Raw genomic sequence first — 17,952 nt, forward strand, 5'->3', positions numbered from 1 at the left:
TAATTACATGCTTTTGGCTTTTTCTTGAGCTTCTTCGATAGAGCCAACCATGTAGAACGCTTGCTCTGGCATATCATCAAATTCACCGTTTAAGATGCCTTTGAAGCCAGCAATTGTGTCTTTAAGTGACACGTATTTACCCGGTGATCCTGTGAAAACCTCTGCCACGAAGAATGGCTGAGATAGGAAACGTTGGATTTTACGTGCACGAGATACAAGTTGCTTATCTTCGTCAGAAAGCTCGTCCATACCTAGGATTGCGATGATGTCTTTAAGTTCTTTATAACGCTGAAGAACTGTTTGAACGCCACGTGCTGTATCGTAGTGCTCTTGACCAATTACTAATGGATCAAGTTGACGTGAAGATGAATCAAGTGGGTCTACCGCTGGGTAGATACCAAGTGATGCGATATCACGTGAAAGTACTACTGTTGCATCTAAGTGAGCAAAGGTAGTTGCTGGCGATGGATCGGTTAAATCATCCGCAGGTACGTATACCGCTTGGATTGACGTAATTGAACCCGTCTTAGTTGAAGCGATACGCTCTTGTAGCACACCCATTTCTTCAGCTAGTGTAGGTTGGTAACCTACCGCTGATGGCATACGACCAAGTAGTGCAGATACTTCTGTACCAGCAAGCGTGTAACGGTAGATGTTATCTACGAAGAAAAGTACGTCGCGACCTTCATCACGGAACTTTTCAGCCATAGTAAGACCGGTTAATGCTACGCGTAAACGGTTACCTGGAGGCTCGTTCATCTGACCGTATACAAGCGATACTTTATCAAGTACGTTTGAATCGTTCATTTCATGGTAGAAATCGTTACCCTCACGAGTACGCTCACCAACACCTGCGAATACTGAGTAGCCGCTGTGCTCGATTGCGATGTTACGGATAAGTTCCATCATGTTTACGGTTTTACCAACACCGGCACCACCGAATAAACCAACTTTACCACCTTTAGCAAATGGACATACAAGGTCGATTACCTTGATACCAGTTTCTAAAAGTTCTACTGAACTTGATTGCTCTTCGTAAGTAGGCGCTGCACGGTGAATAGACATACGGTCTTCTTCGCCGATTGGGCCTGCTTCATCGATTGGCTCACCAAGTACGTTCATGATACGACCAAGTGTTGCTTTACCAACAGGAACTTGAATCGCTTCACCTGTGTTTGAAACTAAAGCACCACGACGCAAACCGTCTGTAGTACCTAGTGCGATAGTACGTACCACACCGCCACCTAGCTGTTGTTGAACTTCTAGAGTCAAACCAACTAAATCGCCATCTGTTACTTTTAGCGCGTCATATACGGCTGGCACGTTGTCTTGTGAAAATTCAATATCCACAACGGCACCGATAATTTGGACGACCTTACCTAAACTCATGTCTATTCCTCTCGTTAATCTTTGCCAGAAGCATTAAACTGCGGCTGAGCCAGAAACAATCTCACTAATTTCTTGTGTGATTGCCGCTTGACGGGCCTTGTTATAAACAAGCTGTAACTCATCCATAAGGTCACCAGCGTTATCAGTTGCAGCTTTCATTGCAACCATACGGGCGGCCTGTTCAGAGGCAGCGTTTTCAACTACACCTTGGTATACTTGAGACTCAATGAAACGTACTAACAAAGACTCTAAAATAGCCTCTGGGTTTGGCTCATATAAGTAATCCCATGTGTAAGCAGATACTTCTTTTTCAGCTTTTGGCAAAGGCAGTAACTGATCTATCATTGGCTCTTGCTTCATGGTATTAACGAAGTTGTTATATACCAAGAATAAACGGTCAATTTTGCCTTCAGAGAATGCATCTAGCATTATTTTTACAGGACCAATAATGTCTTGTACTGAAGGTTTATCTCCTAAGCCCGCTTTTTTAGCGAGTAGTTGACCACCAAAACGTTGGAAGAAACCAGCAGCTTTACTGCCTAAGGTTGCAAACTCTGCGTTTACACCTTGTTCTTTCCACGCTTTAACATCTAGTGCAACTTTTTTAAACTCGTTAGAGTTTAAACCGCCACACAGACCACGGTCAGTAGAGATAACAATATAACCAACTCGTTTTACTTCACGTTCTGCTAAGAACGGGTGAGTAAAATCAAGATTTGCTTGAGCAACACGACCAATCACTTTGCGTAATTTTTCAGCGTATGGACGGCTTGCAGCCACTCGATCTTGCGCCTTTTTCATTTTCGACGCGGCAACCATTTCCATTGCGCTAGTGATCTTTTGAGTATTTTTAATACTCCCGATCTTGCTTTTAATCTCTTTTCCGCTGGCCATGACTCTCTCTCCGAATCAAGGTGTGCTTTAGGATATAAAGCGCACCATTAATAACTAAATTACCAAGTTTGCGTAGACTTAAACTTCTCTAGAAGTTCTTTAAGTTGCGCTTCGATCTCGGCGTTGTAGTTACCAGTTTCATTGATTTGAGCCACAAGCTCTGCGTATGTGCTGTTTGCATAAGAAAGTAAAGCTGCTTCAAAATCCATGATTTTAGGGATTTCGATATCTTTCAGATAGCCTTTCTCAGCTGCAAATAACGACAAAGACATTTCAGCAACAGACATTGGCGCGTACTGTTTCTGCTTCATTAGCTCTGTTACACGCTCACCATGCTCAAGTTGAGCACGTGTTGCATCATCAAGGTCAGACGCGAACTGCGAGAACGCAGCTAATTCACGGTACTGAGCTAGGGCTAGACGGATACCGCCACCTAGTTTCTTAACGATTTTAGTTTGTGCAGCACCACCAACACGCGATACCGAGATACCAGCATTTACTGCCGGACGGATACCTGAGTTGAATAAGTCAGTTTCTAGGAAGATCTGACCATCGGTGATAGAGATAACGTTAGTCGGTACGAACGCAGAAACGTCGCCGCCTTGAGTTTCAATGATTGGCAATGCCGTCAATGAACCAGTTTTACCTTTCACTTCACCATTGGTGAACTTTTCAACGTACTCAGCGTTTACACGCGATGCACGCTCAAGCAGACGAGAGTGAAGATAGAATACGTCACCTGGGTATGCTTCACGACCTGGTGGACGCTTAAGTAGCAATGAGATTTGACGATAAGCAACAGCTTGCTTAGATAAATCATCATATACGATTAAAGCGTTTTCACCACGGTCACGGAAGTATTCACCCATAGTACAGCCCGCGAACGGTGCTAAGTACTGAAGTGCCGCAGACTCAGAAGCAGATGCAACAACTACGATAGTATTTGCTAATGCACCGTGCTCTTCTAATTTACGTACTACGTTAGCAATAGTAGATGCTTTTTGACCAATCGCTACATACACACACTTAACGCCTGTGTCTTTTTGATTGATGATTGCATCGATTGCTAGTGCAGTTTTACCTGTTTGGCGGTCACCAATGACAAGCTCACGTTGACCACGACCCACTGGGATCATAGCGTCGATAGATTTATAACCAGTTTGCACTGGCTCATCTACTGATTTACGCTCGATTACACCTGGTGCAATTTTTTCTACCGGTTCAAAACCGTCGTTATCTAAAGCGCCTTTACCATCGATAGGTGCACCTAATGTGTTTACAACACGACCAAGTAGACCACGACCAACAGGAACCTCTAGGATACGACCAGTGGTATAAACTTTTACGCCTTCTGTAAGGTCAGCGTAAGGACCCATTACTACTGCACCAATTGAGTCACGCTCAAGGTTTAGTGCGATAGCAAAACGGTTGCCAGGAAGCTCAATCATCTCACCTTGCATACAGTCAGCTAGACCGTGAATGCGGATGATACCGTCAGTAACAGATACGATAGTACCTTCGTTACGAGCTTCACTTACAACTTCGAACTGCTCAATACGTTGTTTGATCAGATCTGAAATTTCAGTGGAATTAAGTTGCATGCTCTTTTTCCCAATTACGATTGTAGTGTTGTGGCTAGGCGGTTTAATTTACCGCGTATAGAGCCGTCGATAACAGTGTCGCCAGACTTAATAATAAGTCCGCCAACCACTGTTGCGTCTTCACTACAATTCAGCTTAACTTTGCGTGCGAAACGTTTTTCAAGTGCCGCTACCAATGACTCTAGCTGCGCTGCAGCTAGAGGAGTTGCCGAAATCACTTCTACTTCGATTTCTTTATCGTATTCTGCTTTAAACTTAGCAAATAACTCTGCAACCGCTGGTAGCGCAATCAAACGTCCATTTTCAGCCATCACCTTAACTAGGTTCTGACCTTGTTCGTTGAGCTGCTCAGCACAAATTTTGTTAAATAACTCAGCTTGTGCAGTAGCAGTAGGCATTCCCGCTAAAACGCTTGATGCTTGTTCATTGCTGGCTACTTGGCCTGCAAAAAACAACATATCGTTCCAGCTTTCAATGGTGCCTTTTTCAACGGCAAGTTCAAAAGCCGCTTTAGCGTATGGGCGAGCGATAGTAGTCAATTCAGACATGCTCATACCCTCCTAATTACAGCTCAGCGACAAGTTTTTCAACGATGTCACTATGTGCGGCTTGATTGATTTCGCGCTCTAAAATACGTTCAGCACCAACCACTGCAAGAGTAGCTACTTTTTTACGTAGCTCTTCTGTTACACGGTTGCGTTCTGATTCGATTTCAGAATGCCCTTGAGCAATAATTTTTTCACGCTCTTGCTGACCACGAACTGTTTCTTCGTCAACAATTAGCACGGCACGCTTTTTAGCTTGTTCAATGATATCAGCCGCTTGAGCTTTTGCATCTTTAAGCTGTTCAGCAGCTTTCTTTTGCGCAAGTTCTAAGTCTTTTTCGGCTCTATCAGAGGCAGCTAAACCATCTTCGATTTTCTTCTGGCGAGCTTCAATTGCACCGTTTAGTGGTGGCCATACGAATTTCATACAAAAAAGTACGAACACCGTAAATGCAATTAGTTCACCGATAAGAGTGGCGTTTAAGTTCACGACCGCTCCTCCTTAAATAGTAAGCTGTTCAAAAAATAAAATTAAAGTACGAACAAGATTACCATCGCGATACCAACACCGATCATAGCAACAGCATCGATTAGACCAGCAAGGATGAACATCTTAACTTGTAGTGAAGGTGCAAGCTCAGGTTGACGCGCACATGCTTCAAGGAATTTACCACCCATGTTACCGAAGCCGATTGCAGTACCGATAGCACCAAAACCGATAAGTAAAGCAACTGCGATGTACTTAAGACCTAATACTAGTTCCATTTTTTTCTCCAAAGTTTCAATTGTAAATTAAAGTTAAAAGTTAAATTGTAAATATAAAAATTAGTGATTATCTGAGCTTGCCATGCTTAGGTATACAACTGTAAGCATCATAAACACGAATGCTTGCAATACGATTACTAAGATGTGGAATACGGCCCAAACAAAGTGCAACGGTAGTTGCATTAAACCTACTGCGCCGATCAAGATGAATATCAACTCACCAGCATACAAGTTACCGAACAAACGTAGTGCTAACGAGAAAGGCTTAGACACTAGTGCAATAAGTTCTAGTAATAAGTTACAAGGGATTAAGAAAATCATTGCAAGCTTATTGTTTGAGCTAAACGGATGAAGTGTAAGCTCGGCAATAAAACCGGTAATGCCCTTGATTTTAATTGAGTAACCGATCATCAGAATAAACACGCCTAACGCTAAAGCAGCAGTTAAGTTGATGTCAGTTGTTGGTACAATTTTCATGTACACGTCATGAGGGTCCATACCAAATGCGTTTTCGCCAACAAAGCCGGCAAATGCAGGTAAGAAGTCAACTGGTATTAAATCCATTAAGTTCATTAAGAATATCCAAACGAATATTGTTAATGCTAATGGTGCAATAAGCTTGCTCTTACCATGAAAGGTATCGCGTACGTTGTCACCAACGAATTCAACGATCATTTCAATAAAACATTGAAATTTTCCTGGTACACCAATTGTTGATTTTTTAGCGGCACTACGGAAGATCCATAAAAATATTAGACCTAGTCCGATAGACCATGCGAGGGTATCTATATGCCATGTCCAGAAACCACTGTCCGCACATGCTTTATTGAAGGCTAGACCGGTATCGGTCGAGCACATCTTAGCATTGGTTAAGTGGTGCTGGATATGGCTTGATATAGTCACTTCTTCAGCCATGTTATATCCCAAAAGTTAATGTTTAAAAAAAACGGGTGCAAACAATCCAGTAAATAACGCCAGTACATAACAACTAAAGAAAGGTAATAAAACTACCGGAAAATGCTTTAGTACTAGCGCAAACAAGATGATTGTCAGCATAAATTTTAGTCCGTTACCGCGTTTTAACGAGGCATACGCTTGATCTGCTCTGCTTGCACCCATATATCTGAATGCATAGATGGCAAATACACAGTGAGGAAGTACGGCTACAGCGCCTCCAGCTAATGCTGAGAGACCGGCACTGACTCCCCAACCTAAAAATACGATTATGGCAGCAACTAGAGCTACACAGCCTTGCAAATAGATTAATTTTAATGCAGCCAATCGATAAGGTGCTGCTAACTTATTTGTCACGTTTAGTTAACCTTATTGGCATTCTATTTGTCAGGGCATGAAAACTGGCGAAATTATACTGATTCCTGCCAGTTTTGCAACTTGAGTCGGTGTATTGTGGTGCAAATTTGCGACTAATGTCTCTTTTTGGACATGATATTTATTAATGCTCGGAATTCTCAGTGTTTATACGGCTTAAAATTCCGTCCAACTCAGCTAAGCTAGTGTACGAAATAACCAAATTCCCTTTGCCTTTTTTATTGTAGTTAATTTCTACTTTTGCACCGAGATTTTCAGCCAATTTTTGCTCTAACTGTATGACATCTGGATCTTTTTCAAGAGTCTCTTTCTTAGGTGCAGGCTCTAAAATTGCACGAACAAGTTTTTCCGTTTCACGCACTGTGAGGGCTTTAGCAACAGCGAGTCGAGCGGCATCAGATTGTGCTTCACCTTCAAGGGCTAATAAACAGCGCGCATGGCCCATTTCAATGTCACCATGTTCCAACAATATTTTAACATCATCATTAAGATTATTTAGTCGTAATAAGTTGGTGACGGTAGTGCGAGATTTACCAACCGCATCTGCCACTTGTTGATGAGTTAATTCAAACTCAGTTAGCAAACGGTGTAAGGCAACCGCTTCTTCCATGGCATTTAAATCTTCGCGCTGAATATTCTCAATCAGTGCGATAGCCACAGCCGCTTCATCAGGCACGTCTTTAATAATGCATGGCACTACATCAAGCTTAGCTAGTTGTGCGGCGCGCCAGCGGCGTTCACCGGCGATAATTTCATAGCTGTCCTGTGCAACCGGACGCACTACGATAGGTTGAATAATGCCTTGCGAGCGAATTGAACTGGCCAGTTCTTCAAGCGCTTCTTCTGACATGTCTTTACGTGGCTGATATTTACCTGAATGTAAGAATTCAATGGGTAGCTTTTGCAACTCACTACTGGTTGGCTGAACAACAACATCCTGCTCACTCGTATTGAGTTGTTCTTTGTCGATACTCGGTGCTGGTTTTGACGAACTTAATAAAGCATCGAGCCCTCGGCCTAAGCCACGTTTTTTAGCAGACATGTTCTTTTTACCTCAAGTTAGGCGACGATTGGGGATATTTTTTCTTTTCTGCGTAACATTTCACCGGCAAGTGCTAAATACGCTTTAGCACCACTTGATGCCCGGTCATAATACATAGCTGGTGCACCAAAACTGGGCGCTTCTGCTAAACGTACATTACGTGGGATCACGGTGCGGTATACTTTATCGCCAAAATGCTGTTTAAGCTGCTCAGATACATCATTGGCCAAACGATTACGCGGATCGTACATAGTACGTAAAATCCCTTCAATCTGTAGTTTTGGATTAACTAACTTGGCTAATTGGGTAATGGTGTCCATTAATGCGGTCAAGCCTTCTAGAGCATAATACTCGCATTGCATAGGCACTAAAATAGAGTCGGCGGCTGCCATGGCGTTCACTGTTAACATATTCAGTGAAGGAGGGCAGTCGATAAAAATAAATTCGTACTGGTCCTGAATTTTTTCAAGCGCGTTACGTAACCGCACTTCACGGGCATATAATTCCATGAGTTTGACTTCTGCTGCGGTTACATCACCGTTGGCAGCAATCATATGGTATTCGCCTGACGTTTCTTTGATGATAACGTCATCTATAGGTTTATCTTCAATGAGTAAGTCGTAAATAGTTGGCACGTCACCATACTTATCTACGCCACTGCCCATAGTCGCATTACCTTGCGGATCAAGATCAATTAACAGCACTTTGCGTTTGGTTGCAGCCATAGACGCAGCGAGATTTACAGCGGTGGTAGTTTTACCCACACCACCTTTTTGATTTGCTAATGCGATGACTTTTGCCACAGTGTCTCTGATCCCTAGTCTTTAGATAAAATAATTAAATGCCTTTGAGCATCTAACTTAGGCACTTCCAAGGAGATTTTTTGCTCGAATTTAATACCCGCAGGTAATGATTCTAGCTCCTCGCTTGGAAACACGCCTTTTAAAGCAATAAATTTACCTGAATGATCAATCAAGTGCGAACACCAGTCAACCATATCTTGTAAAGATGCAAATGCGCGACTTAATACACCATCTAATTTAACACTTGGTTGATAATCTTCAACTCTAGACTGCACTGGGGTTACATTTTTAAGGCCTAGCTCATGTTTTACTTGCATTAAAAAACGCACTCGCTTGCCTAAGCTATCTAGTAAAACAAATTGTGTGTCTGGTAATGCAATAGCTAACACAATACCAGGCAGCCCTGGACCTGTTCCAACATCAATATAATGATGACCGGGTAGGTGAGGGGCAACCACTAGGCTATCCATAATATGCTTAATCATCATATCCTCAGGTAAACGCACTGAGGTTAAATTATAAGCTTTGTTCCATTTATTAAGTAATTCAACATATTGAACGAGTTGTTGCTGTTGTTTTTCGGTTAGCGCAATATCAGTTTGCGCTAACAAAGTGGTTAATTGTTGCTGTAACACAGTATTCCTTAATGACTACGCAATTTTGCGCAGCAAGCCTTGCTTCTTCAGATACACTAATAATAGCGAAATCGCCGCAGGCGTGATACCTGAAATACGCGATGCTTGGCCTATCGTATCAGGACGCGCCTCAGTTAGTTTTGCGACTACTTCATTTGATAAACCTGAAACAATCGAATAATCATAGTCTTTCGGTAGAATAGTCAACTCATGACGAAGCTGTTTATTGATCTCATCTTGTTGACGAGCAATGTAACCGGCGTACTTAGTATGGATCTCAACCTGCTCTAATGCAGCAGCGTGATCAAATTCTGATCCTAAGCCATCGATCGCCATTAGATCGTTATAACGGATCTCAGGACGACGTAATAATTCTTCTAAACTAGCTTCACGCGTTAATGGTGTTTTAAGTAAGCTATTCACTTGCTCAATAACAGCATGATCTTTATGGATCCAAACGTCTTTAATACGTTGTGATTCTTTGGCTATAATGTCCATTTTGTCATTAAATGCCTGCCAACGCTCATCATTTACTAAACCTAATTCACGGCCTTTGGCTGTTAAACGGATATCAGCATTGTCTTCACGTAATAATAAGCGATATTCAGCACGGCTAGTGAACATACGGTATGGTTCTTTAGTACCTAGCGTTGTAAGATCATCAATTAACACACCTACATAAGCTTCATCACGACGTGGTGTCCAAGCTTCTTTACCTTGTACTTGCAACGCCGCATTCATACCAGCAATAAGACCTTGCGCACCGGCTTCTTCATAGCCAGTAGTACCATTTATTTGGCCTGCAAAGAATAAGCCATCGATAAACTTGGTTTCTAACGACTTTTTAAGATCGCGTGGATCAAAGAAATCATACTCGATAGCGTAGCCTGGACGACAAATATGTGCATTTTCAAAACCAGTGATCGATTGCACTATCTCTAATTGCACATCAAACGGTAAGCTCGTTGATATACCATTAGGGTAGAGTTCATAAGAAGTTAAACCTTCAGGCTCAACAAAAATTTGATGCTTGTCTTTATCGGCAAAGCGAACAATTTTATCTTCAATTGAAGGGCAATAACGCGGGCCAATACCTTCAATTACACCAGAGTACATAGGAGAGCGGTGTAAATTGTTACGGATCACTTCATGGGTTTTTTCATTGGTATAAGTGATGTAACAAGCAATTTGTTGTGGATGATCGGCTTGTTTACCCATAAATGAAAATACCGGTGTTGGTGCATCACCTGGCTGTTCTTGCATTTTACTAAAATCAACAGTGCGTGCATCAATACGTGGTGGGGTGCCCGTTTTTAAGCGATCAACGCGAAATGGTAATTCACGTAAACGATTTGCTAAAGCAATTGAAGGTGGATCACCAGCACGACCGCCTTTAAAATTTTCTAAACCAATATGGATCTGTCCACCAAGGAAAGTGCCTACGGTTAATACCACAGAAGGTGCGCTAAAACGCAGTCCCATTTGGGTTACAACACCGGTTACTTTATTATTTTCTACAATCAGATCATCACACGATTGTTGAAAGATCTTTAAGTTTTCTTGATGTTGTAAAATATCTTGAATAGCCGCTTTATATAATGCGCGATCAGCTTGCGCACGAGTTGCTCGTACAGCTGGGCCTTTTGAAGAATTTAAAGTACGGAACTGGATACCACCTTTATCGATCGCTTGAGCCATTGCACCACCAAGCGCATCAATTTCTTTGACTAAATGACCTTTGCCAATCCCACCAATTGCTGGATTACATGACATTTGACCAAGGGTATCCATATTATGAGTCAGCAGTAGCGTATTCATACCCATACGTGCAGCAGCTAACGCAGCTTCTGTACCTGCATGTCCACCACCAACAACAATAACATCAAAATTTTCGTGAAAAATCATTTCGGGATCCTACTTAAATCAACCAGCAAACTTCCAAGGGGGAGCGTATTCTACCTATAAATTGTCAGAAGATAAATGATTAAACTATCGGCAAGATCTAAGTAAATGATCTCTAATAATATAAAGGATCTTTTAAAGAGATCTTTTATTACTGTTACTACTACTGAGCAGCATTTCTGTTGATAAGGTTTAATTCACTTATTAAAACATAAAGTTAGATCGGATCTAAAGGTGTTAATATGATCGGATCTAACTGATTATAAGCTCTGATCAAAAAGGCTCTTTATACACAGGGGGTGTTGGATCAGATCTTATCCAATGGATAAGATACCTTTAAAACGCAGTTAGATCATAGGTTATCCACAATTCGAACTAAATACTCAGTAAATTGTGGGTAACTTTTAATTTGGATCTAATTTGTGATCTTAATTAAATGCGCTTTATTTGCTCGATCCAGCTTGGTAACCAGGCTAATGCGGTTTCTTCAGGCAATTCTTCATCAAGAATATTCAACTCTAAGCGATCTGCTATACAGTGCGCGCCTTTACTTACTAATAGTTGTTCTAGATTACGGCCAGCTAGATTATAGGTATCATAACTGGTGTCACCCAAACCAATAACACTAAACTTTAATCCTTTTAAATCATTAACTTGATTAAGATCTTCAATGAAGGATAAAAGGTTTTCAGGGTAATCGCCAGCACCATAAGTAGAAGTACACAATAACCAGATAGTATTTTCTTGGTCAATCTGTGAAAAGTTAGGTTGATCATGAACTTCGGCAGTGATCCCTTGAGTAACTAGCTGCTCTGCAAGTTGCTCACCCACATACTCAGCAGATCCCATTTGGCTACCTATAATGATATTAACGGAGTTCATAATTCTATTTGATCACACCACTGCTTACTTATGGGCTTATGATAACTGAGTTTACTCTGCAGTAAAGCCTTGAATGGAAGTTTGTATAAGTATTTAAGGTACAATTTTTGATGTTTTTTATTTTAATGATGTAAGTCATTGATGTATAAAAATAAAATAAAGTATTCCAATATGTAATCTTCTGATCAAGCTGTTGATAAAAAGTGGGAAAGCTGGGTAGTAAAAGTATAAGATCTTATTTTTGTTATACTAAGTTATTGATTTTATGTTTTATGAGCGGTGAAGTTTCGTTTTATTAAGAGTTTTAAAACGGCTGATCAGAATGTGGATAGATCGCCTGTTGATAACGATCTTTTTTGCTGTAAATTAATTTTCAGAAAGTTAAAAATTATTTTAAAAAGGGTGCAGATTGGAAAATAAACAGCAATAAACGACGATTTAGCGGGTTTATTGTACTGATTAGCTAGTTTGATCTACAAATAACGTGTTTTTTATCGATCGTTTTGTGAATAATGAGCAAAAAAGCCCAAATTGTGGATAACAATTTGGGCTCGCATAGATCAATTTTCAAATATGCTGTTATTTATGCCACTAATTTCGATTTTAATTTTGTTTAATTAGCTTTGAAAAACCATTGTTAGAATAAATGATCGCAATTTTTTGTGCATTTAAAGGTACAGCCAGCCGTTAAAATAAAGCTTTTTGTAGCATCAAACAGGGCATTACCAAGCGAAAATCGCTGTACACCTTGCGCAAATAACATGCGAGAATTGCTTACAGAGTCGTCAGCCATTATATTAAGTGGCACATTAAGTGAAGTTGTTATTTGCTGGATCGCAGCTAGATCCGTTAATCCAGGAATGAAAATACCATCAACGCCAGCTGTTTGGTAAGCCAAAGCTCTGGTTATTGTCGGGCCAATTTGAGCTGTTTGCAGGAAGCAATCTGTTCGCGCATTAATAAATAATTGCGAAAAACCATGCCTGTTTAATGTGTTTTTAATGGCTGTTAGGATCGCTACTTGCTGTTCTTGAGGTCGTAATCTTCCTGTTACTTTATCTGAATCTTCAATATTAATACCGACAATACCTAATTCAGCCAAAGCTAAAACATGCTGACAAATGGCGTTTACGTCATTACTGTAGCCAGATTCAATGTCGATCGAAATAGCAATATTAACGGCATTTATGATTGGTTCTAGCTGGTTTAGAAACTCCTCAAATGAGCATTGTTCGCCATCTTCTTGCCCCCGTGCTTGCGCCATTCCCCAGCTGGTTGTTGCGATAGCACAAAAGCCTGCTTGTGCTAATAATCGAGCACTAAGTGGATCCCACGCATTTGGGAGTATAAACGGTTGATCTTGCGTATGTAATTGATGAAAGGTTTGGTATTTATTCATAATGATCTCTAAAGTGAATTTCATTATGACGATAAAAAAATTACGGTGACTACGCTGGCCAAATTCGGCACTGAACGTAAATTTTAAGCTCGTTGTAAAAACCAAAAAGACAGTGATAGCTGTGGATAATTTAGAGCGGTTGGTCAAGGCTGGCTATTAAATAACGGTGTATATATATTTTTTATTGAATAGAGCTAAGAACATGCTGGTTTTTGAAAGGGATTAAGAGTGCTTATATAAGCACTCTTAGTTTTTTAATTATTTCCCGATACAGAATGTGAAATTATGAAACAATACAAATTTTTATGTTTCTATTGGGGTGCAAGTGGGGAAAATTTATTTTTGAATTCATCGTAGCTTTGCAAGGTTTTGTTTTGAAAGAACATGCCACAGCTTTGTTATACCTGGCTCTAACTACTACGTCATGCAATATTCTCACATGATCACCTTTTGAATTGAACAGCCAATTCCTTGAGGTTCTTTCATTGAACCACTCCTTTCTTGCTTTCAGCTTATTTTAGCTTCTGGCTGTGTACATTGATAAAATGCGGGTTCAAGCAAACGCCCGCAATTGATTCAAATTGTGTATCAGCTCATGTCCAAGTTAGTCTTTTGGAGTGTACTCGCCAAATCACGGAAATAAGGCAATGATTGCCAAACCTGTAGATCCCCGACGACGAAAATGTTCTTTTGGCTCGGGTCACTGCAACATTGAGTAAGTTAGGTTTACTTGACGCCCAAGTTGCTCCTCCTTTGTTAGATGGATCGCATCCTAACACCAATATTACAATATCGTTTTCTTTTCCTTGAAAGGTGTGGATTGTACCTATATTCTTTTTTCTCCAGTTATTGAGATCAGTTACTTTTTTAGATTGACGTTCCAGTAATAAGCTAATAGCTTGGCTTAGCTCAGTTTTAACGATCTTAAAGGGGGAAATAACGTAGATGGAGGAAAGTTCATGGCCTTCGTCTAGTAACTTTGCTATTAGCTCAATAGTGTCTTTTTCCAGTTCTGCCTTATGTTGTTTGACGGTACATAGCCCGCCAGAAATTCGCCAATGGTTCTCTAAATTTTCGGATAAAATACGGCTCTTAATTTTGTCTGAATCATCTCCATGGATCATACGGTTATCGTAAGCAATCTTATTCGCTAAACTAAACATGGGCTCGATACAGCGACGATGAACCCATAGGGGAATACCTACCCAGGTCGGCTTATTCATGATTTCTAGTGAGCATCCGTAGGAGTTTGCCTGGTCGGCAATTTGTTGTACCGAGCAAATATTGGGATTCCAGTCATCTCCATCTGAACCAAGAAGTGTATCGCAAATGTATTTGACTAGACGAGGAGGTGTCGTAAATACTGGTTCTATCTGTAAGGGATCTCCAACAGCGAGTACTCGTTTTGCTCTTAACAGCCCTCCAACGGCTGCTTGAGGGAGCGCTTGTCCAGCTTCATCGATCATCAACCACCCTAACTCAGAAGTGGAAACACCGCTGAACATTCTTCCTAAAGAAGCAAAAGTGGTTGATACGACAGGAACCATCATAAAGAGCGTCCGCCAATATTTCATCGGATTAGTGAACTCTACTGGTCGTTTGAGGAACTTGCTCATGTTAAATAAAATGCCTCTAAACGCATCATTTGATATTGCTTCGTTTAACCAAGACTGGTGAAGATTCATTGCCTCGGCAAACAGTTCTGATCTTGCTTGGTTTATATGGGGATTCTGCCAAAATGCATTACGTTGTAATTCATGAGAATTAATCGGTGTATTAAGATCAGGAATAGATATGCTTGGATATGCGTTTAAAAGCTTATTCAGCTCGATTATTTTAATCTGATATTGGTGCTTTGCTCTTTCTAAGTTGTGAATTGCTGTTTCTTGTTGCTGCTTAATTTCTGTCAGTTGTCTACTTTTCTGAAAGATAGTACAAGTCAAGGAAGTACTTTTCTTTTTGAGAGCAAGTTGAGAAGATAGGTTTTCCTCGACTAGCTTCTTATGGCTAAGATATCGCTTTCGCTGAAATATACGTGCGATGAGCCCCCATTTTTTTAAATTGAGCTGCTTAGACTGAATCAATTCAACTTCCAAACTTTCTTTGGTTAATTGACGCTCCTGTTCCATTTCCTTCAATTCGGTAGCGCTTGATTTGTACTGCTCTGTAATCTGGATTAGCTTATGGTGGTGATCTGCGACAAAGTCCTGCTCAGAGTTTTGTGCACGAAACGTGATTAAATCAGCTAGTTTGACGAGTTCATCTTGAACTGTTTTCACCTTATTCAAGGCTTGTTTAAATTTTTTTGAGGAATTTGAAAATGACTGGTGTGAAGTAAGTGACTTCCATTGCCAAAAATTGAGGAAGTCATATTCTGGTGTTCGACAGGCTTCTTCTCGGCTATTCCGAGGGAAATGCTCGTCAAAGAATAAGCGTTGACCGAAATCATCCCTATTTTTCATTTTACCCAAGGTTGCGGCAACCATCCCCCAGCATTGCTCTTCAGCTTTTAGAGGGGAGTAGCAATTATGCTCTTTTTTCCCAAACTTCTTTTTAAACTTTCTTTTTGCCGCTAATTGATTCGCTACGGGCTTTAGGTAGTTGAAGTCTTTAAATTCATCTCCTAATGATTTCAACTGGGGTAATTCTCGAGAAATATTCTCAACGGCAGCATTATTCGAAGAAGCTACGACCATTTCAAACCCGCCTAGCGCTTCAACGGGAAAGCCGTCTTTGTCTATGGTTTCTGCAACGTTGGAAAAGCTTGATAATATATTAGCTCTCTCAACTAAGTTGTGAGCAACTAAATCCCTCAATAAAGTTGTCTTACCTGTTCCTGGTGGACCATTTACAGATAAGAGACCTCCATGGCTCAGCTCTTTTATCGCGGTATTGATCGAAAATTGTTGCATCAGCGACATATTGTATTGAGGTGATGAGGGCCATCGTGCTAAAGGAAGTAAAGTCGGGTGAAGGTGTTCAATAATTAGTTTTAGTCCCTCTTGCGTATAGAGATCTGAGTGCTTGTATTGATTTGTCGTTAAGTAGTCCTCTAAGGCTTTTCCTCCTCGTCCTTCTGCCACGGCGATGAGAGCTTTCTCTATATCTTCGATATAAAAGCTATTCAGTATTGGCAGGACGCTGTCGTCATCAGTACTTTCTTCGTCCTTGTCAACTTCGGAAGATATGTCTTTGTCTATATCATATATGCTTACAAGCTCGGAGGAGTTATTTTTAATGGCTTTAGAGTTTGTTGTGAGCTGAGTCCATTCCAAATAGAAGCAAAAGTCGGACTCTGGTTCGAAATTTGCCCAATCTTTGAGCGAGCTAAGTAATTCGGCTATGGCTTTTGCACATAGAGTAGAGGTTTGCTCTTGAAGAGGGTGGTTAGCCAGTTGTTTTGAAATTCTCTCCAATTGCTCTTTTAATAAATCGCAGTGTTTTGAATAGGCTTCGTACGTTAATTTATCAGTAGTTCCATTTCGCAAGTGCCCTAAGGCCCAAGGTAAGGTGCTTACCGACATGTTTTCGAAATTTGGTGAACCATACTGATCTAAATGAAGCTTTGCAAAACAGGTGGCACCTTCATCATCGAGTCGTTGTTCTTGTTCATGTAACCTTATGGGGTCTGTTTCGTGACCGAATACTTGTTCACTTATTTGGGTTACTTCTGACTTATCAAAAACGCCTAGATATATTGTGTAGCGTAGTTTTCCGTGAGGAATATTAAGTTGCTCTTTTGCTTGGGGGGCGAGCCATGGTAGCAGGGTGTTTTCACAGCGATAGAGTTCATCTTTTGTAATACGAACAATCTTATCGTTATCTTCAATCGTATAGGGCTGGAAAAACTCTACTATGTGCCAGCTTCTCAGTATTCGCGAGAGTTGCTGTGATTGTTCATTCATATAAATCCTTTAATTACATCCATCAAATTTACGCAAATAATGGTTACTATTTTTGAACCGAGTGTCCATTATAAAGGACTTTATTGTGTAATGTTTAGGAGGAAAGATCAAAAAGCAATGTTACGGTTGCTTTTTGATTCAAAAGTGAGAGAGGAGGGAGTTGCTGCAACTCAAAACCCACCAAAAGGCAACCTTTGGGTTAAATCCGAAAATAGTACCCATTCAAAAGTACTGAAAAACTATCAAAAAGCAACTTTACGATATACTTGACTACTCTATATGTTTGATTAATATATAAAGTGTTTTCGGTAGCTGGCCTTCAAACAGCATTCCACAAAAATAAGGCGATTGCCTCATTTCGTAACCCTCAGGGGGACTGTCCCCTATGGGCATTCCTCCGTCTATATCAATCTTCCTGGAGGAAAACTCGATGTTTATCATCATTATGCTTGCAGCGTTATGCTGCTGCCTGCGCTTGTGTATTGTACAAGTTAGCTGGCTTCTATACCGCGATTTTGCTGAATGCAATGCCGTGTCCCTGGTACTCGATTCTGAGCGGCCAAACCAAAGAGGACCACCCTCAACATCAGGACGAGTGTTGGAATACCCAACTTACTCGATGTTCTACCCCCGTCTCTGTCGCCGTAGGCGTAAACAGAGACGGGGGTAGAACTCCCGACGGAAGCCTTGAGCCTCAAGGGCTCTAGGCTTTCGCACCGCGCACGAATGTGCGCGAATAATACCGCCTTCGGCGGTTGGCGCGCTTCGCGCTTTCCTTTCCAAAGAATGACACGACAGTACCAGCCGGATCTGCTGGCAGTTTGTTCCGCCGGAACAGACCAGCCAATGGAATGAGTTGTT

Annotated in this window: 15 protein-coding genes; all 15 read right to left on the reverse strand. The window is 41.0% G+C overall.

The window, feature by feature from the left end; all coding sequences use genetic code 11:
• Positions 1 to 3: 3 nt before the first annotated feature.
• Complete coding sequence (gene atpD, locus ACMVDV_RS13805) at positions 4 to 1,389, reverse strand: F0F1 ATP synthase subunit beta (RefSeq protein ID WP_416158514.1); 1,386 nt, start codon at positions 1,387 to 1,389, stop codon at positions 4 to 6.
• A gap of 33 nt (positions 1,390 to 1,422) precedes the next feature.
• Complete coding sequence (gene atpG, locus ACMVDV_RS13810) at positions 1,423 to 2,283, reverse strand: F0F1 ATP synthase subunit gamma (RefSeq protein WP_416158515.1); 861 nt, start codon at positions 2,281 to 2,283, stop codon at positions 1,423 to 1,425.
• A 59-nt stretch (positions 2,284 to 2,342) separates the two neighbouring features.
• Entirely contained in the window at positions 2,343 to 3,884 is a 1,542-nt protein-coding gene (gene atpA, locus ACMVDV_RS13815; RefSeq protein WP_416158516.1) for a F0F1 ATP synthase subunit alpha, read from the reverse strand.
• Between the two features lie 14 nt (positions 3,885 to 3,898).
• The gene (atpH, locus tag ACMVDV_RS13820) at positions 3,899 to 4,432 is read right to left on the reverse strand and encodes a F0F1 ATP synthase subunit delta (RefSeq protein ID WP_416158517.1); all 534 of its coding nucleotides are present in this window, start codon (positions 4,430 to 4,432) and stop codon (positions 3,899 to 3,901) included.
• A gap of 16 nt (positions 4,433 to 4,448) precedes the next feature.
• Complete coding sequence (gene atpF / locus ACMVDV_RS13825; RefSeq protein WP_416158518.1) at positions 4,449 to 4,919, reverse strand: F0F1 ATP synthase subunit B; 471 nt, start codon at positions 4,917 to 4,919, stop codon at positions 4,449 to 4,451.
• Between the two features lie 41 nt (positions 4,920 to 4,960).
• Positions 4,961 to 5,194: a F0F1 ATP synthase subunit C gene (gene atpE / locus ACMVDV_RS13830; protein WP_004588071.1), complete on the reverse strand. Its 234-nt coding sequence runs from the start codon at positions 5,192 to 5,194 to the stop codon at positions 4,961 to 4,963.
• Between the two features lie 60 nt (positions 5,195 to 5,254).
• A complete protein-coding gene (atpB, locus tag ACMVDV_RS13835) occupies positions 5,255 to 6,109 on the reverse strand; it encodes a F0F1 ATP synthase subunit A (RefSeq protein ID WP_416158519.1) in 855 nt (284 codons plus the stop codon).
• Positions 6,110 to 6,124: 15 nt separating this feature from the next.
• Entirely contained in the window at positions 6,125 to 6,505 is a 381-nt protein-coding gene (locus ACMVDV_RS13840) for an ATP synthase subunit I (RefSeq protein ID WP_416158520.1), read from the reverse strand.
• A 142-nt stretch (positions 6,506 to 6,647) separates the two neighbouring features.
• Positions 6,648 to 7,565: a ParB/RepB/Spo0J family partition protein gene (locus ACMVDV_RS13845; RefSeq protein ID WP_416158521.1), complete on the reverse strand. Its 918-nt coding sequence runs from the start codon at positions 7,563 to 7,565 to the stop codon at positions 6,648 to 6,650.
• A 17-nt stretch (positions 7,566 to 7,582) separates the two neighbouring features.
• A complete protein-coding gene (locus tag ACMVDV_RS13850; RefSeq protein ID WP_064668243.1) occupies positions 7,583 to 8,368 on the reverse strand; it encodes a ParA family protein in 786 nt (261 codons plus the stop codon).
• Between the two features lie 14 nt (positions 8,369 to 8,382).
• Entirely contained in the window at positions 8,383 to 9,003 is a 621-nt protein-coding gene (gene rsmG / locus ACMVDV_RS13855; RefSeq protein ID WP_416158522.1) for a 16S rRNA (guanine(527)-N(7))-methyltransferase RsmG, read from the reverse strand.
• Positions 9,004 to 9,018: 15 nt separating this feature from the next.
• A complete protein-coding gene (mnmG, locus tag ACMVDV_RS13860) occupies positions 9,019 to 10,908 on the reverse strand; it encodes a tRNA uridine-5-carboxymethylaminomethyl(34) synthesis enzyme MnmG (protein WP_416158523.1) in 1,890 nt (629 codons plus the stop codon).
• A gap of 429 nt (positions 10,909 to 11,337) precedes the next feature.
• A complete protein-coding gene (locus ACMVDV_RS13865) occupies positions 11,338 to 11,787 on the reverse strand; it encodes a flavodoxin domain-containing protein (protein WP_304184966.1) in 450 nt (149 codons plus the stop codon).
• A gap of 637 nt (positions 11,788 to 12,424) precedes the next feature.
• A complete protein-coding gene (locus ACMVDV_RS13870; protein ID WP_416158524.1) occupies positions 12,425 to 13,186 on the reverse strand; it encodes an isocitrate lyase/PEP mutase family protein in 762 nt (253 codons plus the stop codon).
• Positions 13,187 to 13,779: 593 nt separating this feature from the next.
• Complete coding sequence (locus ACMVDV_RS13875; protein WP_416158525.1) at positions 13,780 to 17,091, reverse strand: DEAD/DEAH box helicase; 3,312 nt, start codon at positions 17,089 to 17,091, stop codon at positions 13,780 to 13,782.
• Positions 17,092 to 17,952 lie beyond the last annotated feature (861 nt).

The sequence above is a fragment of the Pseudoalteromonas sp. ASV78 genome (assembly GCF_047806705.1).
GTDB classification, from domain to species: Bacteria; Pseudomonadota; Gammaproteobacteria; order Enterobacterales; family Alteromonadaceae; genus Pseudoalteromonas; species Pseudoalteromonas prydzensis_A.

Bases quoted from the DNA above. Each gene is read 5' to 3' on its own strand.
- atpB (WP_416158519.1), bottom strand. From the start codon at position 6,109: ATGGCTGAAGAAGTGACTATATCAAGCCATATCCAGCACCACTTAACC.
- atpE (WP_004588071.1), bottom strand. From the start codon at position 5,194: ATGGAACTAGTATTAGGTCTTAAGTACATCGCAGTTGCTTTACTTATC.
- ACMVDV_RS13865 (WP_304184966.1), bottom strand. From the start codon at position 11,787: ATGAACTCCGTTAATATCATTATAGGTAGCCAAATGGGATCTGCTGAG.
- atpH (WP_416158517.1), bottom strand. From the start codon at position 4,432: ATGTCTGAATTGACTACTATCGCTCGCCCATACGCTAAAGCGGCTTTT.
- ACMVDV_RS13875 (WP_416158525.1), bottom strand. From the start codon at position 17,091: ATGAATGAACAATCACAGCAACTCTCGCGAATACTGAGAAGCTGGCAC.
- ACMVDV_RS13870 (WP_416158524.1), bottom strand. From the start codon at position 13,186: ATGAATAAATACCAAACCTTTCATCAATTACATACGCAAGATCAACCG.
- atpD (WP_416158514.1), bottom strand. From the start codon at position 1,389: ATGAGTTTAGGTAAGGTCGTCCAAATTATCGGTGCCGTTGTGGATATT.
- atpG (WP_416158515.1), bottom strand. From the start codon at position 2,283: ATGGCCAGCGGAAAAGAGATTAAAAGCAAGATCGGGAGTATTAAAAAT.
- mnmG (WP_416158523.1), bottom strand. From the start codon at position 10,908: ATGATTTTTCACGAAAATTTTGATGTTATTGTTGTTGGTGGTGGACAT.
- atpA (WP_416158516.1), bottom strand. From the start codon at position 3,884: ATGCAACTTAATTCCACTGAAATTTCAGATCTGATCAAACAACGTATT.
- ACMVDV_RS13845 (WP_416158521.1), bottom strand. From the start codon at position 7,565: ATGTCTGCTAAAAAACGTGGCTTAGGCCGAGGGCTCGATGCTTTATTA.